This window comes from Rhizobium sp. N731, assembly GCF_001664145.1.
GTDB lineage: Bacteria > Pseudomonadota > Alphaproteobacteria > Rhizobiales > Rhizobiaceae > Rhizobium > Rhizobium esperanzae.
The window spans coordinates 3,781,924-3,801,688 of record NZ_CP013601.1; the positions used below are offsets into that span (position 1 = coordinate 3,781,924).

At 62.0% G+C, this 19,765-nt stretch carries 22 protein-coding genes; 11 read left to right on the forward strand and 11 right to left on the reverse strand.

From position 1 onward, the window contains the following. The first annotated feature begins 64 nt into the window (after positions 1-64). A complete protein-coding gene (locus AMK02_RS18345) occupies positions 65-844 on the forward strand; it encodes a gamma-glutamyl-gamma-aminobutyrate hydrolase family protein (protein WP_064805000.1) in 780 nt (259 codons plus the stop codon). Between the two features lie 90 nt (positions 845-934). On the opposite strand, the gene AMK02_RS18350 is transcribed toward AMK02_RS18345, so the two are convergent. The 3 genes from AMK02_RS18350 to AMK02_RS18360 form a co-directional block, all read right to left on the reverse strand. After that, a complete protein-coding gene (locus tag AMK02_RS18350; protein ID WP_064805002.1) occupies positions 935-1,900 on the reverse strand; it encodes a 2-hydroxyacid dehydrogenase in 966 nt (321 codons plus the stop codon). A gap of 26 nt (positions 1,901-1,926) precedes the next feature. After that, positions 1,927-2,949 carry a LacI family DNA-binding transcriptional regulator gene (locus AMK02_RS18355; RefSeq protein ID WP_064805004.1) on the reverse strand — a complete coding sequence of 341 codons (1,023 nt, stop codon included), beginning with the start codon at positions 2,947-2,949 and terminating at the stop codon, positions 1,927-1,929. A 118-nt stretch (positions 2,950-3,067) separates the two neighbouring features. Next, complete coding sequence (locus tag AMK02_RS18360; protein ID WP_064805006.1) at positions 3,068-3,580, reverse strand: MarR family winged helix-turn-helix transcriptional regulator; 513 nt, start codon at positions 3,578-3,580, stop codon at positions 3,068-3,070. Between the two features lie 85 nt (positions 3,581-3,665). Here AMK02_RS18360 and AMK02_RS18365 point away from each other — a divergent pair, with 85 nt between their 5' ends. The 5 genes from AMK02_RS18365 to cysE all read left to right on the forward strand — a co-directional run bounded on the left by AMK02_RS18365 (position 3,666) and on the right by cysE (position 8,102). After that, on the forward strand, positions 3,666-4,454 hold the full coding sequence (locus AMK02_RS18365) for a creatininase family protein (RefSeq protein WP_064805008.1): 789 nt from the start codon (positions 3,666-3,668) through the stop codon (positions 4,452-4,454). A 145-nt stretch (positions 4,455-4,599) separates the two neighbouring features. Continuing rightward, positions 4,600-5,694, forward strand: a complete 1,095-nt coding sequence (locus AMK02_RS18370; RefSeq protein WP_064805009.1) for a CobW family GTP-binding protein — start codon at positions 4,600-4,602, stop codon at positions 5,692-5,694. After that, positions 5,694-6,683 (forward strand): WD40 repeat domain-containing protein, encoded by a 990-nt coding sequence (locus tag AMK02_RS18375; RefSeq protein WP_064805011.1) that lies wholly within the window; start codon positions 5,694-5,696, stop codon positions 6,681-6,683. The genes AMK02_RS18370 and AMK02_RS18375 overlap by 1 nt, the downstream gene beginning before the upstream one ends. Before the next feature lie 16 nt (positions 6,684-6,699). After that, entirely contained in the window at positions 6,700-7,194 is a 495-nt protein-coding gene (locus AMK02_RS18380; protein ID WP_064805013.1) for a GNAT family N-acetyltransferase, read from the forward strand. An 89-nt stretch (positions 7,195-7,283) separates the two neighbouring features. Then, a complete protein-coding gene (gene cysE / locus AMK02_RS18385) occupies positions 7,284-8,102 on the forward strand; it encodes a serine O-acetyltransferase (protein WP_064805015.1) in 819 nt (272 codons plus the stop codon). Positions 8,103-8,130: 28 nt separating this feature from the next. Here cysE and AMK02_RS18390 read toward each other — a convergent pair whose 3' ends face one another. The 4 genes from AMK02_RS18390 to odc2 all read right to left on the reverse strand — a co-directional run bounded on the left by AMK02_RS18390 (position 8,131) and on the right by odc2 (position 12,462). Then, positions 8,131-9,285 (reverse strand): GGDEF domain-containing protein, encoded by a 1,155-nt coding sequence (locus tag AMK02_RS18390; protein WP_064805017.1) that lies wholly within the window; start codon positions 9,283-9,285, stop codon positions 8,131-8,133. A 110-nt stretch (positions 9,286-9,395) separates the two neighbouring features. Beyond that, positions 9,396-10,421 (reverse strand): serine hydrolase domain-containing protein, encoded by a 1,026-nt coding sequence (locus AMK02_RS18395; RefSeq protein ID WP_064806345.1) that lies wholly within the window; start codon positions 10,419-10,421, stop codon positions 9,396-9,398. A 220-nt stretch (positions 10,422-10,641) separates the two neighbouring features. Continuing rightward, entirely contained in the window at positions 10,642-11,232 is a 591-nt protein-coding gene (locus AMK02_RS18400; RefSeq protein WP_064805018.1) for a GNAT family N-acetyltransferase, read from the reverse strand. A 96-nt stretch (positions 11,233-11,328) separates the two neighbouring features. Next, positions 11,329-12,462: an ornithine/lysine decarboxylase gene (gene odc2 / locus AMK02_RS18405; RefSeq protein ID WP_064805020.1), complete on the reverse strand. Its 1,134-nt coding sequence runs from the start codon at positions 12,460-12,462 to the stop codon at positions 11,329-11,331. A 528-nt stretch (positions 12,463-12,990) separates the two neighbouring features. On the opposite strand from odc2, the gene AMK02_RS18410 reads away from it, so the two are divergent. The 3 genes from AMK02_RS18410 (at position 12,991) to AMK02_RS18420 (ending at position 15,727) form a co-directional block, all read left to right on the forward strand. Next, positions 12,991-13,884, forward strand: coding sequence for a LysR family transcriptional regulator (locus AMK02_RS18410; RefSeq protein ID WP_064805022.1), 894 nt, complete (start codon positions 12,991-12,993; stop codon positions 13,882-13,884). 131 nt (positions 13,885-14,015) lie between these two features. Next, positions 14,016-14,657: a DUF1007 family protein gene (locus AMK02_RS18415; RefSeq protein ID WP_064805024.1), complete on the forward strand. Its 642-nt coding sequence runs from the start codon at positions 14,016-14,018 to the stop codon at positions 14,655-14,657. Further along, positions 14,651-15,727: a nickel/cobalt transporter gene (locus AMK02_RS18420; protein WP_064805026.1), complete on the forward strand. Its 1,077-nt coding sequence runs from the start codon at positions 14,651-14,653 to the stop codon at positions 15,725-15,727. The genes AMK02_RS18415 and AMK02_RS18420 overlap by 7 nt, the downstream gene beginning before the upstream one ends. Before the next feature lies 1 nt (position 15,728). Here AMK02_RS18420 and AMK02_RS18425 read toward each other — a convergent pair whose 3' ends face one another. The 4 genes from AMK02_RS18425 to AMK02_RS18440 form a co-directional block, all read right to left on the reverse strand. Next, positions 15,729-15,935 (reverse strand): hypothetical protein, encoded by a 207-nt coding sequence (locus AMK02_RS18425; RefSeq protein WP_064805028.1) that lies wholly within the window; start codon positions 15,933-15,935, stop codon positions 15,729-15,731. After that, positions 15,932-16,627 (reverse strand): GNAT family N-acetyltransferase, encoded by a 696-nt coding sequence (locus AMK02_RS18430; protein WP_064805030.1) that lies wholly within the window; start codon positions 16,625-16,627, stop codon positions 15,932-15,934. Before AMK02_RS18430 ends, AMK02_RS18425 begins: the two co-directional genes overlap by 4 nt. A gap of 117 nt (positions 16,628-16,744) precedes the next feature. Beyond that, complete coding sequence (locus AMK02_RS18435) at positions 16,745-17,464, reverse strand: tellurite resistance TerB family protein (RefSeq protein WP_064805032.1); 720 nt, start codon at positions 17,462-17,464, stop codon at positions 16,745-16,747. A gap of 109 nt (positions 17,465-17,573) precedes the next feature. Then, on the reverse strand, positions 17,574-18,212 hold the full coding sequence (locus AMK02_RS18440; RefSeq protein ID WP_064805034.1) for a 2-dehydro-3-deoxy-phosphogluconate aldolase: 639 nt from the start codon (positions 18,210-18,212) through the stop codon (positions 17,574-17,576). 155 nt (positions 18,213-18,367) lie between these two features. Here AMK02_RS18440 and AMK02_RS18445 point away from each other — a divergent pair, with 155 nt between their 5' ends. Further along, a complete protein-coding gene (locus AMK02_RS18445; RefSeq protein WP_064806347.1) occupies positions 18,368-18,856 on the forward strand; it encodes a CYTH domain-containing protein in 489 nt (162 codons plus the stop codon). Beyond that, complete coding sequence (locus tag AMK02_RS18450) at positions 18,834-19,742, forward strand: CHAD domain-containing protein (RefSeq protein ID WP_064805036.1); 909 nt, start codon at positions 18,834-18,836, stop codon at positions 19,740-19,742. The genes AMK02_RS18445 and AMK02_RS18450 overlap by 23 nt, the downstream gene beginning before the upstream one ends. The last annotated feature ends 23 nt before the right edge of the window (positions 19,743-19,765 follow it).

The following is a 19,765-nucleotide window of genomic DNA, read 5'->3' on the forward strand; positions in this document are numbered from 1 at the left end:
GGCGTTGACTTCACGGTGGTTCTGGCGGCAAAAACGACGAGCAGAAGATTTTACCGGTGCAAACATGACGAAACCGATCGTTGCCATTCCTGCCGATATCCGCAGCTTCGACGGCGCGACCTGGCATGCCGTCCAGCATCAATATCTCAGTGCCGCATTGAATGCGGCCGGCGTCATGGCCTTCATGATCCCTGCCTTCGAGGCAGGCTACGATCCCGACGCGGTGCTCGACCGCGTCGATGGTCTGCTCGTATCGGGCTCAGCCAGCAATGTGCATCCCTCGCTTTACGGCGCCGAGGCGACCGACCGGGACGGCCCCTTCGACCCGGCCCGCGATGCCACCAGCCTGCCGCTCATTCGCCGCGCCATCGACCGCGCCATCCCGCTACTCGCCATCTGTCGCGGCATTCAGGAACTGAACGTCGCTCTCGGCGGTTCGCTGGCAAGCGAGATCCACGAGCAGCCCGGAGTCTGGGACCATCGCCGGCCGGAGGGCGTCGACCGCGACGGCATGTACGCCATCCGCCAGACCGTCCATGTCAAGGAAGGCTCCTGCATATCAGGCATTCTCGGCCCGGGCGATATCCGCGTGAATTCGCTGCATCGCCAGGCGATCGCCAGAACCGCGCCGCGCCTGCAGGTGGAAGCGACCGCCGAAGACGGCACGGTGGAGGCCGTTTCCGTCATCGATGCCGGGGCCTTCGCCGTCGGCGTACAATGGCATCCGGAATATTGGGCCGAAACCGACAAGGCGTCGAACCGGCTGTTTGCCGCCTTCGGCGACGCCGTCCGCGGCTACGCGGCCGGCAAACTGGCGGCTGTCGCCGCGCAGGCGATCGCCTAGCGCATCGAACATCGGTGCCGATTTCCGGAAAGAACAAGCGTCCTTTTGTGCGTCCTCAGGGACGCACGACGGTCTCGGAGGCCGCTGAACTCAGTCTCGGTCGAACTTTTGCGGCGTTTCCGGCACCGGCGTCAGCGCCGCCCCCCTCTCGAACCAGGCGATAAGATTGTCGGCGACCAGGTCGGCCATCGCCATGCGCGTGGGCACGGAGGCCGAGGCAACGTGCGGCAGCAGCACGGCGTTGGCCGGCTCCAACAGTCCGGACGGCACGCTCGGCTCTTCGTAAAAGACGTCGAGGCCGGCAGCACCGAGCGCGCCTGACGCGAGGGCGGCACTCAGCGCTTCTTCATCAACCGTCCAGCCGCGGCCGACATTGACGAGAATTCCGTTCGGACCGAGAGCGGCCAGGATATCGGCATCGATCGTCTTATGCGTCTGCGGCGTCTTCGGAACAATGGCGATCAGCGTGTCCACCGCCTCCGCCAATCCCTTCAACGTCGGGTGATAATCGTAGGGCGCGTCCGCATGGCGCGAACGTGTGTGATAACTGATCTTCACCTTGAACGGCTCCAGCCGCCTGGCGATCTCGAGCCCGATGCGGCCAAGGCCGTAGAGCCCGACATGACGGCCCTTGAGGGAGAACCGTGACAGCGGATAAGCCGTGCCCGGCTTCCAGTTGCCGGCACGCAGCCAGGCTTCGGCCCGCGGCAATTCGCGGACCGTGTTCAGGAGCAGGCCGATCGCCGTATCGGCAACCTCGTCGTTCAAAACGTCTGGCGTATTGGTGACGACGATGCCCTTTTCGGCCGCACGCTTCACATCCATGCCGTCATAACCGACGCCGAAACTGGCGATCACCTCGACACCAGGCAACTGGTCCATCCAGGTGCCGGGAAAAGCGCCGGAGACGGCGACGCCGCGGATGCGGCCGGCGGTGTCGCTGTCGAGCGCCAGCTTTTCCTCGCGGGCGACAGCGATGATTTCAAAACGATCCTTCAGCCTTTCGAGAACACGTTCGTGTATCTTCCCGGGAACGAGAATGGCGATGTGGGACATGGCTTTCCTCTTGGACAGAGTCTGGTTCAGGCGCGGGGCCGATGGGGACTGGTCGACTGGCGGATGCGCATTTCCGGTTTGATCAAATGCATGCCGTCCGGTTCGTGGCTGCCGGCAAGACGGTCGAGAAGCGCGCGCGCGGCCAGACGGCCGACTTCGGTCTGGCCGTTCCAGACGGTTGTCAGCGCCGGTGTGGCAATCGAGGCCTCCTCGAGATCGTCATAACCGGTGACGGAGATATCCCGGCCCGGCACCAGGCCGGCGCGGGCAATGCCGTTCATCAGGCCGATCGCGACGAGATCGTTCCAGCAAACGGCCGCCGTCGGCTTCTGCGGCAGCGAGAGGAAATGCACCGCCGCCTCGAAACCGCCCTGCTTCGAGCGGGGTCCCGGAATGCGCAGATTCGGATCGACTTCGATGCCCGCCTTGCGCAGGGCGTTGACATAGCCCTGGTAGCGGTCGCGGCCGGTGGATGTCTGGTCCGTACCGCCGATCATGGCGATCGAGCGGTGGCCGAGGCCGATCAGGTGGTTGGTGGCAAGCGAGATGCCGTAGCTGTCGTCGCCGCGATAGGTCGGCAGGTCCTGCCCCTCCATCGAGCGGGCAACGAGGATCGCCGGCATACCGTTTTCTTCCGCCAGTTGCACGTCCTCAGGCGGCGTGCCGATCGCCGGCGACATGATGACGCCGTCGCCGCCGAGCTGCAGGAGCGTCTCGATGAAGGTGCGCTGTTTCTCGACATTGTCGTAGTGATTGGAAAGGATGAAGGTGTGGCGGCTGCGATCGAGCTCGCTTTCAATCGCCTTCAGAATCTCACCGTAGAACGGATTCATGATGTCGTGGACAACGACGCCGATGATGCCGGAGCGCGAGGTACGCAGGCTGGCGGCACGGCGATTGTAGATGTAGCCAAGCGCCCGCGCCTGCTCCTTGATCTTCTCCCGCGTATTGCCGGCAACCAGCGGACTGTCGCGCAAGGCGAGCGACACGGTGGCCGTTGAAATGCCGAGCGTCTCGGCAATTGTCGAAAGCTTGATCTTCTGGGCCACGTGTCCTCCTCCAGGCAGCACGCAAGACAGCAAGACCACGCCGGAGACCGGCGCGGCCCTTAAACTGTTTAATTAAAAGATTTAACCGGCGGAGGCAATTCGTCTTTCAAGAGAAATTTCAGTCTTCGTCCGGCTCTTCGATGGCATGCGCTTCGGCCTGCAGATTGGCGTCGATCGCCCTCAGCAGGCGAACCAGATTGCGGATTTCCTTTTCTGAAAATTCCTGCGTCGCCAGCCTGTCGCAGGCCGAGGCCGCCATCTCGATCGCCCGCACGCTCTCACGGCCGAGCGCAGTGAGATAGACCTTGGTGAGGCGCGCATCCTCGGCATCGGGCTTGCGCTCGAGAAAGCCCTGCGCCTCCATGCGGCCAATCGTCCGTGTCATCGTCGGCGCCTTGACGCCGAGCTTTTGCGCAAGACCGCCCGCCGTCATGCCATCGCTCTCGGCAAGCGAGAGAATGACGCCGTCCTGGCCGGCATAGAGACCGCTTTCGAACAGGTTGCGCGAGAGCACCGTGCGCATGGAACGGGCCGCCTGGGTGAGCGCCGGAGAAAGATCGACAAGCGTGTACTCCGTCTGGTCCTTCTTCTTGGACTTGCTCTTCTTGCCGTCCTTATGCTTCTTTCCCATAGCCATCCCTTTGATCTTTAAGCCCCGACGCCGCTGCGATATGACATTGCCCATGATCTCGTCATAAACAAGAGGCAACGACCGGATGATGACGCCTTCGCCCCGCTTCGACGACAGCGGCTCGGTTCGCGCCCCCGGCGCACGCCGCCCGATCGCCGTGCTGCCGCTCGGCGCCCATGAGCAGCACGGCCCTCACCTGCCCTTCGAAACCGACACGCTGATTGCCGAAGGCATCGCCGGACGATTGAAGGCGGCCCTGCCCGCCGGCCTGCCGGTCACCTTCCTGCCCGCCGAATCGGTCGGCTATTCCATAGAGCACATGGATGTTGAAGGAACGAAGACGCTCGCCTTCGACGAAGCGGTCAACCGCTGGCTCGGCATTGCCGAAAGGCTGGCGAAGAGAGACATTCGCAAATTCGTGATGCTGAACGCCCATGGCGGCAATTCGCCTCTGATATCAGTCGTCGCGACCGAGGCGCGGGTCCGCTTTGCCATGCTGGCTGTGGCGACGAGCTGGACCCGTTTCGGCTTGCCGGATGGCGTGATTGCACCGGAGGAAAAGGCGATCGGTATCCATGGCGGCGATATCGAGACCTCGGTCATGCTGGCGCTTCACCCCGACAAGGTAGACATGGCAAAGGCTGAGGATTTTCCCTCGCGGCAGACGGAATTCGCCACCCGCTTCAAGCACTTGCGCGCCTACGGCCCGCATGCCTTCGGCTGGAAGATGTCGGATCTCAATAAATCGGGTGTCGCAGGCAATGCCGCGGTTGCGACGGCCGAAAAGGGCGAGGCGCTGATTGCCCATGTGGTGAAGGGGCTGGTGGAACTTCTGGAGGATGTCGATGCATTCGACCTCGGTGAGCTCCGTTGAAAAGCGATCATCCGCATCGGGCGGCGATGTGATCTTATAACATATAAAATCCTTTGAACTGCCGTGCCCATGCCATTATATGAGACCAACCGCTCAAGCGGCCGATCCTACGCCGTTCGGCCGTACGCCTAATTTAGAGGTTCTCATGACCGACGCGATCTCCACCCAGAAGCCTATTCCCGTTACCGTGCTCACCGGTTATCTCGGTGCCGGAAAGACGACCTTGCTCAACCGCATCCTCTCCGAAAACCACGGCAAGAAATATGCGGTCATCGTCAACGAGTTCGGCGAAATCGGCATCGACAACGACCTGATCGTCGAGTCGGATGAAGAAATCTACGAAATGAACAACGGCTGCGTCTGTTGCACGGTGCGCGGCGACCTGATCCGCGTCGTCGAAGGCCTGATGCGCCGCCCCGGCCGTTTCGACGGCATCATCGTCGAGACGACCGGCCTTGCCGATCCGGTACCGGTCGCCCAGACCTTCTTCATGGACGATGACGTTCGCGCCAAGACCGAGCTCGACGCCGTCATCGCCCTCGTCGACGCCAAGCACTTGCCGCTGCGCCTGAAGGACAGCCGCGAGGCCGAAGACCAGATCGCCTTCGCCGACGTCGTCGTCATCAACAAGAGCGACCTCGTGACCCCGGAAGAACTGGATGTGATCGAAGATATTGTCCGCGCCATCAACCCGGCTGCCCGCGTCTACAAGACCAGCCGCTCCGGCGTCGATCTCGCCCGCGTGCTCGATCAGGGCGCCTTCAACCTGGAGCGCGCGCTCGAAAACGATCCGCATTTCCTGGAACACGGCCATGACGACCACGTCTGCGGCCCGGATTGCGATCATGATCACCATGATCACGACCACCACCATCATGGCCATGATCACGATCATCATGGGCACGACCATCATCATGGCGCGATGTCCGCGATCCATGATGTGACGGTGCAGTCGGTGTCGCTGCGCGGCGGCGAGATGAATCCCGAGCGCTTCTTCCCGTGGATTCAGAAAGTCACCCAGGTGCAGGGCCCGAACATTCTTCGCCTCAAGGGCATCATCGCCTTCAAAGACGATCCCCAGCGTTACGTCGTCCAGGGCGTGCACATGATCATCGAGGGTGATCACCAGCGGCCGTGGAAGGATGGCGAGAAGCATGAAAGCCGTCTCGTCTTCATCGGCCGCGATCTCGACCGCGAAAAACTCGAGGCTTCGTTCAAGGCCTGCGAGGCAGCCGCCTGATGCCGACAGTTGCGCCGCTTGATCTCGACGGCCACATTCTGGCCGTCGAATTTTTAGGTGATGTTCCCTTCTTCGCAAACGCAAACGGCACGTTTCACCGGCTGGACGGCGGCGAGAGGGTTTCAGAAGCCCATCAGGGCATGCTCACCGCGATCCGCGATCCCTACAGCGACAGCCTGATCTCCGGCGGCGAGGACGGCAAGGTCCTGCGCATCGCCGCCGACGGCAGCGTCAGCGAACTCGCGACCGCACCGCGCAAATGGATTTCGCAGGTCGCGGCCGGCCCGCAAGGCGCCATCGCTTATTCTTACGGCAAAAGTTCGCTCGTGCGCCTTGCCGACGGCACGACCAAGGAATTTCCCGAGGAGCGCACCGTCGAAGGCCTCGCCTTCGCGCCGAAGGGTCTACGCATCGCCGCTGCCCGTTACAACGGCGTGTCGCTGCATTGGGTCGGTATGAGCGCCAAGCCGGTCGATCTCGAATGGAAGGGCGCGCATACCGGCGTCACCTTCTCGCCGGATGGTAATTTCCTCGTCACCTCGATGCAGGAAAACGCGCTGCACGGCTGGAAGCTCGATAGCAAGCCCGGCGCCGAAGCCCGCCACATGCGCATGACCGGCTATCCCGCCAAAGTGAAATCCCTTTCCTGGTCGGTCAAGGGCAAATGGCTCGCCTCCTCGGGCGCCCCGGCGGCCATCGTCTGGCCTTTCCAGGGCAAGGACGGGCCGATGGGCAAAGCGCCGCTGGAACTCGGCACCCGCGCCAACATCATGGCGACCTCGGTGAAATTCCATCCGCTGGAAGATATCCTCGCCATCGGCTTCGTTGACGGCATGATCCTCGCTGTGCGCGTTGCCGACAACAAGGAAGCGCTGCTGCGCCGCCCCGGCAAGGGCGCGATCACGGCGATGAGCTGGAGCAGGGACGGCAAGCTGCTTGCTTTCGCCTCGGAAGCCGGCGATTGCGGCGTCGTCGACATTTCGGCCTGAGGCCGCGTTGCCGGCAATGGATGGCGCCTTGACGGAACCCGAACTCGTGACGCTCGGCGCCGACCACATGCGGGCTGCGGCTGAGATCAGGCGCGTGGCGCTCTGGCAGCGCCTGCCCTGGCTGCCCGTTCTGCACACGCCTGAGGAAGAAGAGCAGTATTGGCGCATGCATCTCCTGCCGAACTGCACGATCCTCGGCGCCGCCATGGCAAACAAACTCGTCGGCGTCATCGCCCATGGCGATAACTGGATAGAGCAGTTTTACGTTCTCCCCGACTTCCAGGCCATGGGCATCGGCTCCCTCCTCCTCGGCTGCGCCAGGGAGGAGATGAATGAGATCCGGCTCTGGACATTCCAGCGCAATACGGGCGCACGCGCTTTCTACGAGCGGCATGGCTTCACCGCCGAGGAAGAGACCGACGGCGCCGACAACGAGGAAAAAGAGCCTGACGTGCTCTATCATTGGCGCCGTCTTCCCAAACCGACGCTCAGCCTGAAACCGTCCGATTAGAAGATCGGGCTTGCCAAATGCCTTGGCCGGGCGAAACATGAAAATCCACGCAGGCATTGCCTGCGCCGTGGCTGACAGAGGAAACGTCAATGCCGAAATCGACCGGCCTCGGCTTGGCCGAGCAACAGCCGCAATCCTCGGGCGGCGTATCCATCTGGGCCGTGATCCGCGCCGAGGCGGGCGAGCTTGCCGTGCGCGAGCCGATATTGCAGCGACTGCTTGCCGAGCAGGTGACGGACGCTGCCGGCAGCCATGAGATCCTCGCCCGTGTGCTGACCGCGCGGCTTTCGGTGCCGCAAGTTGAAACGGGCGATTTGTTCGACCTCATCCTGTCCACGCTTGATGACGACATCATGCGGAAAGTCGAGGCAGATCTCGCTGCCGTGCGCGAGCGTGATCCCGCCTGCACGACGTTTCTGCACGCGCTTCTGAACCTCAAGGGCTTCCATGCGCTGCAGACCCATCGCATCGCCCATGCGCTCTGGAACGGCGGCCGCCCGGAAATCGCCACATGGCTCGCCAATCTGGCCTCGCTGGTCTTCGGCCCGGATATCCATCCGGCAGCCCAGATCGGCGCCGCCATCATGCTCGACCATGGCTCGGGCATCGTCATCGGCGAAACGGCGGTGATCGAAGACGAAGTATCGATCCTGCAGAACGTCACGCTCGGCGGCACCGGCAAGGAGACGGGCGACCGTCATCCGAAGATCCGCCACGGCGTCATGATCGGCGCGGGCGCCAAGATCCTCGGCAATATCGAAATCGGCGCCTTCAGCAAAATCGCCGCCGGCAGTGTCGTGCTGAAGCCGGTCCCCGAACATTGCACGGTCGCCGGCGTGCCGGCCGCCGTCGTTCGTATCCACCGTACCGACGAAATCCCGGCCGAGACGATGGATCAGAATATTTAGGTAATCCCTACAGGGTCGAGCCCACGCGCTATGCCGCTTGCTGGTTTTCCCAAAAGGCTTCAACGCGATTTCGGCCTTCGCGCTTCGAGCGATAGAGCGCCTCATCGGCCTTGTGCACGAGCCGTTCGAAATCTCCGCCGCCTTCCCGCGTGGCGACGCCGATGCTGAGCGTCGGAAAGACGGCGAGATCCGGCCGCTGCATGGCGGCGGCGGCGAAGTCGAGACGGATGCGCTCGGCAATCGCCATCGCATCTTCCTGTGAGATGTTTTTCAGCACCGCCAGGAACTCGTCCCCGCCTTGGCGGGCGAGCAGATCGCTTGAGCGCATGATGCCCTTGGAAAGGCTGGCAAAAAGCCGCAGGATGTCATCACCAGCGGCGTGGCCGTGCCTGTCGTTCAGCTGTTTGAAATGATCGATATCGATGATCAGCAGTGATATCTGCTGGGAAGCGAGAGCGGGTAAATGCTGGGCAAGGCCGCCCCGATTGAGCGCGCCGGTCAGCGAATCGTGATGGGCGAGTTCGGTCAGCTGATTGCGGCTGCGCTCGGCCGCCATCAGCACCATGGCCATGCTGCGCAGCATGATGAAAGCCACCGCCGATACCGCCATCCAGCTATGGACCACGCTGCCGCCGAATGGATCCGGCCCGCCGATCTCACCGGTTGCCGCGAGCATGCTGCGCACCGCAAAGATCATGGCGGTGCAGACATAGAGGCCGACGAGCAGACCGGCTGAATAGAGCTTCTCGCGGCAGACGATGCTGATCGCCTCCCTTGCGACCGCAAGATCGCAAAGGCAGCAGATGACGGAGACGTAGAGGAGCCTTGCCGAGACCGCTGCGGGATCGCTGACGATAAGCACGACAGGCACGCTGACGAGAACGATGGCAAACCAGAAAGTGCGCTGGTCGAGAACCCGTCCTGAAAAGACGCGCACGGCAAAAAACATCAGCATATAGCCGATGATGGTGACGACGTTACCGCCGTCGACCGAAACCGCATAGGGAACGAGATTGCGCAGCGCGACGAGGAAGGAACCGACACCGACGAAGAGGTTGCTCAAGCCCCACCAAAGCGGCCACTTCTCGAAGCGCCCCGTCGCATAGGCTGCAAGCTGGAGAATGCCCAGCACGAAGCAGCTTACGGCAACAATGAAATAGATCGTCCTGAGATCCGGTAGCATGGTGCTTTTCCGAGGTTCTGGTCGCGGGAACCTACAGCAAGCATTTTGCGGTTTGATTGGAGCCTTCGTTAAGAATTGAACGAAAGGCGGTTTTCCCTGCGCCGCTGTGGTCAAGCCGCCCGCACCGTGCCGATAATGTCGGCCAGCAGACCGTGCAGCAAATCGCGGTAGCCGTTTCGGGCCGAAGGGCCGCTCTCTTCCGAGGTCATGACAACGGTCAGATCGAGCGACGGCACGATGTAGAGCATCTGGCCGCCATAACCCCAGCCGAAATGCACCTGCTCGCCGCCGATCTCACGTGTGAACCAGCCATAGCCATATTCGTCGCCGGAGAAGCGTGAATTGGTGCGGCGCTGCCAGGATTGCACGATCCAGTCGGCGGGCACCACCTGCACTCCCTCCGCTGTGCGCCCGCCATTGCGATAAAGCTCGCCGAAAGCAAGCAGGGAGCGTGCGCTCATCGCCATCTGATTGCCGCCGAGATAGATGCCCTGCGGGTCGCGCTCCCATGCGCCGATGCGGAAACCCTCGATTGGGCCGAGCCAATCGCGCGCCAGCGCCAGGGTCGACCTGCCGCTGACCTTGGTTAGAATGGCCGAAAGCAGATGCGTGGATGCGGTGGAATAGAGCATCTCTCCGCCGGGCTGATCGACAAAAGGCTGCGAAAGGGCAAAGCGCACCCAGTTGCGCGACGAGACCCAGCGGCCATAATTCGGTCCGGACATGCGATCGAGTCCCGCCTGCATGGAGAGAAGATTGCCGATGCTGATGTCGTTGAGGCGCGGATCGGGCGATGAGGGAAGATCGGCCTTCAGGATCGGCGCGATCTTCTGGTCCGGCCCATCCAGCAGTCCTTTGCCGATCGCGATACCGACAAGCGCCGAAATGATCGATTTCGAAGCGGATTTGATATTGGTCGTTTCCGACGGCGAATGACCGTGGAAGCCGCGTTCGGTGAGAACGCGTCCGTTGCGAGCGACGACCACCGTCTTGAGCGGTCGCAGCGCCGGATCGCTCGCCGCTTGGTCGAGACGCGGACCAAGCCCGGCGGCGGACGCCGTGCTCTGGGCGGACGCCAGGCCTGTTGCGCCAAACGGCAGGCAGAAGAAAAGCAGAAGGGAAAAAATCCGGATCATGCGGCGCATGATAGGGTATCGCCGCAGCATCTTCGTGTGCCCATGGCACTTTTCACGCGATCGTGTCTGCTGGTGAGCCGATTATTCGCACGCCTCACCGCCCTGCCACGGAAAGACAATCCGCGCCGCAACCATGGCAGACCCGCCTGCCTGCATGATCAAGCGGCGCGGACGTCGCCGGCCTGGGAAAGAGATTCCCCACTTGCCGGCGGCGCGCAGCTCAAGCTGCGCGGCGAACCGGCGCGCTGGCCAGCATGCGTCCCGAGGGGACGATCATGCCAGCCGCGCCGTCAAGCCAGCCTTCGGTGAGCTCAAGCGCGAGAAAGCGCGAGCGTTCGAACGGACCCGGCATGACAAGATGGCGAGCCTTTTTAGCGAAGAAGCCGAAGCGCTCGTAATAGGCGGCATCGCCGACGAGCAGGACGGCGCCATGCCCGCGGTTCTTCGCCTCGAGGATCGCCGCGCGCATCAGGGCCGAGCCGACGCCCTTGCCGCCGTGACGGCAATCGACGGCCAGCGGACCGAGCAGCAGCGCGTTGATCGGCGTGCCTTCGGCGTTGACGCCGGCCTCGACGTTCCAGAGCCGCACCGTGCCGATCAGATGGCCGTCGCGGTCACGCGCGACCAGCGCAAGTCCTTCGGCCGGAATACGGTTGCGGCGGATTTTCTCCGACGACTTCTTGCGGCGGTCAGTGCCCATGACGCGATCGAGCAGGTTTTCACGCGCGACGACATCCGACGGATTTTCGGCGTCGATGGTGAAAATGGAGGGCGCAAAGAATGCGCGGACAGAATCAAGAACAGCGGCCATCGTGGCCTCCCGCACTCAAAACCGTTTCAGACGGTGACTTCGGAGAATTGTGGATTTGCCGCCCCGGCTGGTTACGGGACTAGCAGGGACAAGACCTTAAATGACGTAGGCCTTCAGCGGCTCGAAGCCGTTGAAAGCGACTGCCGAGTAGGTCGTCGTATAGGCGCCGGTGCCTTCGATCAGGACCTCATCGCCGATCGTCAGAGACAGCGGCAGCGGATAGAGGTTCTTTTCATACAGCACGTCGGCCGAGTCGCAGGTCGGGCCAGCGATCACGCAGGGCTCCATCTCATCGCCGTCGCGCTCGGTGCGGATCGGATAACGGATGGCCTCGTCCATGGTTTCGGCGAGACCACCGAACTTGCCGATGTCGAGGAAGACCCAACGGGCGTCGTCATTGTCCGACTTCTTGGAGATCAGCACGACTTCCGCCTTGATGACACCGGCATTGCCGACCATGCCACGGCCCGGCTCGATGATCGTCTGCGGGATCTGGTTGCCGAAATGCGTGCGCAGCGCCTGGTAGATCGACTTGCCGTAAGCTTCCGCGGACGGAACGTCACGCAGATACTTGGTCGGGAAGCCGCCGCCCATGTTGACCATCTGCAGGTGGATGCCCTGCTTGGCAAGCTGAACGAAGACACGCTTGGCATCGGCAAGAGCCGAATCCCAGGCATCGACCTTGGTCATCTGCGAACCGACATGGAACGAGACGCCGTAGGACTGCAGGCCGAGCTGATGAGCGTAGACGAGAACGTCGACCGCCATCTGCGGAACGCAGCCGAACTTGCGCGACAGCGGCCATTCGGCGCCTTCGCCATCGGTGAGCACGCGGCAGAAGACACGGGCGCCGGGAGCGGCGCGCGAGATCTTCTCGACTTCCTCGTGGCTGTCGACCGCAAAGAGGCTGACGCCGAGCGCATGAGCGCGAGCGACATCACGCTCCTTCTTGATAGTGTTGCCATAGGAGATGCGGGCGGCGGTCGCACCGGCTTCCATCGCCATTTCGATTTCGGCAACGGATGCGCAATCGAAATTGGAACCGAGGCCGGCGAGCAGCTTCAGCACCTCAGGAGCCGGGTTGGCCTTGACGGCGTAGTAGATGGCGCTATCCGGCATGGCATGACGGAAGGCATGGAAATTGTCTCTGATAACATCGAGGTCAACCACGAGGCAGGGACCGTCGGGACGTCGGGTTGCGAGAAAGTCGCGGATGCGCTGGGTGGTCATATCAGTTCCCTCTTCCAGTTCCAGAGCTCCGGCATGAACCGGAGGACAAAGGGCATACGAGAACTCGCATTGGAACCAGCCGGTGGAGACCCCGGAACCATAGCAAGCGCTTGATGCGCGGATAATGAACCAACGCCGCAAACGCGGTGTAAGTTCGGCTTTGTCTGCCATGGATTGGAGGGAGAGTCCCAACCGCACTTCCGGCAATGATGGTGTGCCTCTTCAGTAACCCCCGCTGATGGAAAGCAGGGAGAGAACAAAAAGGCCCGCACCGTCGTTGCTTCAGGCGTCCTCGCATTTTCCGGTTGGCCGGAATAGCGACTGGAGGGGTTAATTCCAGGTACCTTACCGATTTCCTCACCAATTCGAGGGTTCGGCGGACACCCATGGGCACGTGCGACTTTGGGCTGACTGGGAGATAAGAATATTCGCCTTCATAATCAAGCGTTTTTTTCATCTTGCGGCCAAAAAATAATTGAACAAAACGGCCCGATTTGTTCAATATTCCAAAACACCTGTGGGGATTTCATGGACACCTTGACCCGCATACGCGCCTTCATCGATGTCGTCGAGGCTGAGGGCTTTTCCGCCGCCGCCCGGCGCACCGGCCGCTCGAAGGCCCTGCTGTCCAAATATGTGCGCGAACTGGAAGACGAGCTCGGCGCGTTGCTGCTCAACCGCACGACCCGGCAGTTCTCCATGACGGAGGCCGGCCACACCTATTATCGCAGCGCCTCCGATATTTTGAAAGAGATCGACAACCTTGCCGATCTCGTGCGCGAAAACAATGCACAGCTGAAGGGACGGTTGCGCGTCTCCGTTCCCCGCACCTTCGTCGACGCCGACGTCGGCCAGTCGCTGATCGATTTCGCCGGCGAAAACCCGGACCTTTCGCTGGAGATCGCCGCCGATGACCGGTTCGTCGATCTGATCGAGGAAGGCTTTGACGTCGCGATCCGCATCAGCAAGCTCGAAGATTCCGGCATGATCGCCCGCAAGATCTCCGATTTCCGCGTCCATCTCTGCGCCACCCCGGATTTTCTCGAGCGTCATCCCGATCTGGAGCATCCAAGCGACATTTCCAATCTTCCCTTTATCGTCGATACCAATTCACGCACCCAGGGCAGCATCCGCTTCCACAATCCTGACAACACAACCTTCGCCGTCGCCGTCTCGGGGCCGATCGAGGTCAACAGCCCGCACGCGACACTCCGCGCTGCCCTCGCCGGCATCGGCATCGCCCTCATTCCCGATTTCATCGCCCGTAAGCCGATCGAAAGCGGCGAGCTGGTGACGCTATTCAACGATTACATTCCGACCGACCGCGGCATCTATGCCGTCTACCCGCACCGGCGCTACCTGCCGGCCAAGGTGAGGATCTTTGTCGATTACCTGCACAACTGGTTCAAGAAGCATCCGTGAGATCTGCACGGCAAGACCGGCCCGGCCGGACGATGGAGTGGAGCCGATCAGAACTCAACCGGCAAACTGGTCCCAATTCCGTCCCAATTTCTGGCAAGAACTCGGGTCGAGCGAATATGGCAGCGGGACGCATGAACAAATCCATAGCATTGATGACCGCACTTCTTTCGCTCACACCGGCAGTTGCCCTTGCGCATCCGCACATCTTCGTGGAGGCGCGGCTCGAAGTCGTGGCCGGCGCTGATGGCAGCGTCGAGGAACTGCGCAATGTCTGGCGCTTCGACGAGGTCTTCTCCTCCTCGGTCGTCATGGATTTCGACAAGAACACCGATCTGAAGCTGGAGCCGAACGAACTCGCGGAGGTCGGCAAAACGGTGAAGCAATCGCTTGCCGATTACGACTATTACATGAACCTGACGATCAACGGGAAGAGCATCACCGTCCAGCAGCCGGACATCATCCATGTCGACTATAAGAACGGCCAGCTCCTGATGTTCTTTGCGGTCAAGCCGGCGGAGAAGATGCCGCTCAAGGGCAGGCTTACCTTCGGCGTCTACGATCCGACGCTCTATACGTCGATCGATTTTCCCACAGACAACGAGCTGGCAACGGTGGGCGACGGCTTAAAGGCCTGCAAACACCAGGTGGTAAGGCCGGATGCCGACGAGGTGATCTCGCAAAACAAGCAGTCGCTGACGGACGCCTTCTTCAACGATCCCACCGGCACCAACATGTCCAAACTCTTCGCCACACGGCTGGAGCTCACATGCTGATAAAACGCCCGTCGCTCGTCCTTTCCGCAGCACTGCTCGCGCTCATGACGGCGGCAAGCCTCGCCCACGCGCAATCGCCGCTCGGCATCGGCACGGCCGAACCGAGTTTTCAACCGACGGGCGGGCCTTTCGCGCCGCTTTTGCTCTATGTGAACTATGAACAGCAGGCCTTCTATCGGGCGCTGACCGGTGCGTTGAAGGGAATGCGGGAGGATCCGTGGCAGCTGACATCGCTGGTCGGCCTTTCCTTCGCCTACGGCGTCTTCCATGCCGCCGGCCCCGGCCACGGCAAGGCGGTGATCTCCTCCTACATGATCGCCAACGAGGTCGAGCTGAAACGCGGCGTGGTTATTTCCTTCATTTCGGCTTTCATCCAGGGCGTCGTTGCCGTGGCGCTGGTCGGCGGCGCCTGGCTGGTGCTGCGCGGCACCGGCATTACGCTGACGACAGCCACTCATGCCATGGAAATCATAAGCTTCGTCATGGTGATCCTCTTCGGCGGCTGGCTGCTGTTCCGCAAACTGCGTTCGATGGCAAGCAATCTGCCGCGCCGCCGGCTGGTGGCGACGTCGGCCGGTCCGGTGTCCATGATGCTGGATTGGAAGGATAACGCAGCCGAACGCCAGTCCTATGCCTTCAACGGCAAGGCACAGGCCGTGAAGGCCGGCCACAGCTTCGTTCCCGGCATGGTCTGCGAGACCTGCGGCAATACGCACGTGCCTGATCCTGCTCTGCTCGCCGGCGACAGGTTCAGCGTCCGCGAGGCTTGGTCGGCGATCATAGCCGTCGGCCTTCGACCCTGCTCCGGGGCTTTGCTTGTCATGACTTTCTCGCTGCTAAACGGCCTCTATCTCGGCGGCGCGCTTTCGGTCGCCGCCATGTCGCTCGGCACGGCGATCACCGTTTCCGTGCTCGCGACGCTTGCCGTCACCGCCAAGGGCGCGGCAGTCCGCCTCTCCGGACGAGGCTCGACGGCTTCGGTCTGGGTTGGCAACGCCATTGAAATCCTCGGCGCCCTGCTCGTCATCCTGATGGGCGCCGTCCTGCTCGGGGCCTCCCTGCAAGGATAGACTATTTTCCTCTGCGACGCTGATAGCGCGCCCGCAGCCAGAAAACCGCAAAAAACGCCATGATCAGGCAGATGCCGACGAGGATCCCCAGCGTCGGCGAGAAATTGCCGACCCAGAGAACGATGGTCGGCAGAAAATAAAGGACGAGGCCGGCGCCGAGCAGGATGACAGCGGCGGCGATCGCCTGCGAGCGGCTTTCCGGGCTCACGCCAGCCTTTCCTTCTCCAGATCCGCACGAATATCCTGCAGGCGGCGGATCTGATTGCCGGCCGCGTCGAAATTTTCGGGCGAAAGCCAGGCCTCGAAAGCATCGTTAATCAGCGGCCATTCGGCGTCGATCATCGAGAACCAGGCGGTGTCGCGGTTGCGATGCTTGGAGATCATGTGCTGACGGAACACCCCTTCGAAGCTGAAGCCGTAGCGCAGTGCCGTCGTCTTGCTCGCCTCGTTCTTATTGTCGCATTTCCATTCGTAGCGGCGATAGCCGAGATCCTCGAAAACATGTTTGGCCATCAGGTAGTGCGCTTCGGTGGACAGCGGCGAACGGCTCATGTCGGGACCATGAGCCACGCCGCCGATTTCGACGACGCCATTTGCCGGGTCGGCGCGCATGTAGTTCGCCATGCCGACAACCTTGCCGGTGGCGTTGTCACGAAAGATATGGGTGAGCCAGCCGGATTTGGTGTAGATGTTTTCCAGCCAGTTGGCGAAGTCCTCGATGCCCGAGAAATCATCCTGCGAAAAATAAAGAAGCAGTGGGTTGATGCCCATGCCGCCGAGCCCGTCCCACAGCGCTTCGAGATGTTCCTCGCGGCGATAGGGCTCGACGGTGACGAAACGGCCTTTCAGCGTAACCGGCTTCGGCGCCGGGCAGCCCTTGAAATTTGCAAGATCGCGCATGTTCACTCCCCTATTCCAGAGCCTTCCCCGGTTAAATTGACGAAAGCGTCAATTTAACCGGGGAAGGCTCCGGGAGTGGATAGGCCAGTCGCCCGATAAACGCAACCAGCCTGGATGTCACTGTGACAAGGTCGTCTTGGCGGATGACACCGTCGCCTCGATATGGTCGACCAGCTGATCGGCGAGGCCGAGCCGGCCGGCGAGCAGATCGAGATAACCGCGCTCGGCGCGCGAATCCGGATCGATGGTCAGCCGCGAGGCGGTGTAGAGCTCGACGCGCTGTTCTTCCGTCACCGCCGCAGCCACGAGCGCATCGATGTCCGTCGGTGACGCAAGTTCGCCCTCGATGAAAGCAGCGGCCTCGCCGCTGACGTCAGCGGCCTTGATCTTGTCCATGATCAGGGCGCGTTCGGCGTCGTCGATATGGCCGTCGGCCTTGGCTGCGGCGATCATCGCCCGGATCAGCACCAGCACGAATTCGTTGCTGCCGGCAGGCGATGCCGGTCCGAAACCGGATTCGACGGGTGGCGGCAGGAGTACCGGATTGTTAGCCGACGGCGCATCCGAGGGGGCCGCGGGCGCTTGGCCCGCCTGATAGTTCTTGTAAGCCTGATAGCCAAGGCCGGCGATAGCGGCAAGACCACCGATCGCCAATGCATTGCCGGCAATACTGCGGCCGGTTTTGGTGCCGAGAAGCACGGCTGCGATCGCGCCGATCTTCATCGGATTGTTCTTTGCCGTCTGCATGGCCTCGCCCGCCCTGTCGCGGACTGAACCGCCGAGACCCGGCACCTGCGAACCCAAGAACTGGTCGAGAAGCTTCTTTGCGTCGAACATTCCTCGTCGTCTCCCTGTTTGAGGCCGGAGGAGAACATAGGTTTGCGACGGCTGAAATACAAATATTGGGCGTGGGGCTGCCTGGCGCTCATGCCCCGCCCATGCAACCTCAGGCCTTCAGAGCGGCGGCCTCCGCCGCAAGCTTGGTAATGCCAGCCCAGTCGCCGGCTGCGACCAGTTCCTTCGGCGCAACCCACGAACCGCCGACACAGACGACGTTCGGCAGCGAAAGATAATCCCTGGCGTTCTTCAGCGAAATGCTGCCGGTCGGGCAGAACAGCGTGCCGGCGAGCGGCGAAGAGAGCGCCTTGAGATAAGCAGCGCCACCGGCCTGCTCGGCCGGAAAGAACTTCAACACCTGATAGCCTTCCTCACGCAGCGCCATGACTTCGCTGGCGGTCGCAGCTCCCGGAAGCAGCGGCACGTCGGAATCGGCAGCGGCATCAAGCAGCTCCTGCGTCGTTCCCGGGCTGACGATGAACTTCGAGCCGGCCTCGACAGCCGCTTCCCAATGGGCGGCATTCAGGATGGTGCCGGCGCCGACTTCGGCGCCCTCGACCTCGGCGGCGACGGCGCGCACGGCCTCGAGTGCCGCCGGCGTGCGCATGGTGATCTCGATTGCTTTCAGGCCGCCTGCGACGAGGGCGCGGGCCAGCGGCACCGCCGACCTGGCATCGTCAACGATCAGGACCGGAACGACCGGCTGGAGTTTCAGGATGGAAAGGAGCTTCTCTGTTTTCTCGCCCATGGTCGCACGACCTCCTTGAAACGATTGAAATTTGCATCCCGAATAACGCCCTCGCCGAACCTTGTCGAGATAAAACCCGGCTGCGTGAGAAGAAGGGTATGAAATGCCTGGAAATTGGTCTACCGTGCGGCGATCGTCACAAAAGGTTCACCGACATGGCGAAAGAGATCGAGCGGAAGTTTCTTGTACGCGGCGATGGATGGCGTTCCGCCGTCGAGAGCAAGTCTGTCCTGAGGCAAGGTTACATCGCCTCGATGGACGACCGTTCCGTCCGCGTTCGCATCCTCGACGGCAGGAAAGCGAAGCTGACGATCAAGATCGGCCGCAGTGCCATCACCCGTGACGAATTCGAATATGACATCCCGATTGCCGATGCCGAGGAGCTGTTGCAGAGCGCGATCGGCGTCGTCATCGAGAAGACGCGCTACCGCGTTCCGCATCAAGGCTTCGTCTGGGAAGTCGACGTCTTTGCCGGCGAGCATCGCGGGCTGGTGATTGCCGAAGTGGAGATGACGGCGGAAACCGACAAACCCGTCCTGCCCACCTGGCTTGGCCGCGAAGTGACCGGCGATTTCCGCTACTCCAACCAGGCCCTTGCCACAGAATACGGGCACGACAGGCATGGCCTATCGCATTCGGCCTGACGTCGATTTCACTGAGGCATTCCGGAGCATCGCGACCGAGCAGCTGGAAGGCGCCATTACCTTTCTCGAAGAGCGGCCGGACGGTACGCACGAGGCGATCCATTCCTTCCGAAAAAACCTGAAGCGATTGCGCTCGCTCTACCGGCTTGTCGCGCGCGAGGTGCCGGATTTCCAGGAGCAGGAAAATGCAAGGCTGCGCGATGCCGCGCGCTCGCTTTCGGCCATCCGCGACGCCGCCGCGCTTATCGGCACCGCGCAATATCTGCAGCATTCAGCCCGCGGGAAAGAGGAAAGCGAGGCGCTCGGCCGGATCGTCACCATTCTCGAGGGGCGCCGCGACTGGATGGCGGAGGCCGAGAGTGGCCTGCGACAGCGGCTGATGGAAACCCCAGGCGTACTGAAGGAGGCGATCGCCGCTTTGGATGGCATTTTCTTCGATGGCAGTCACCGCAAGAATGCCCGCATGCTGGCGAAGAGCTGGCGCCGCACCGCGCGCAAGGCCAAGGCTGCACTTGCCAGGTGCCACGGCGATGCATCGGCCGGGGATTTCCATGATCTGCGCAAACGCACCTACGATTATCGGCTCTACCACGGTCTTTTGCGGGACATCTGGCCGGGCGCGATGAAGGCCAAGCGCGATGCGGCCAAGGAGCTCGTCGAGGATCTCGGCCACATCCATGACCTCGCCGTGCTCTGTGAACTGGTCGAAGCCGAGCCGCAGCTCTTCACCCGCAACGACGATCTGGCGCATCTTCTTGACGCGATCATCTTCCGCCAGCAGGAAGACCGGCGGCAAGCTCTCCTCAAAGCCGAAACCGTCTTCGCCGATGATCCCGACGAGGAATCGGAGCGTATCGAGCTTCTCTGGCTGATGGCTGCAAATTGAGCGATAGCAGGGCGATCCTGGAG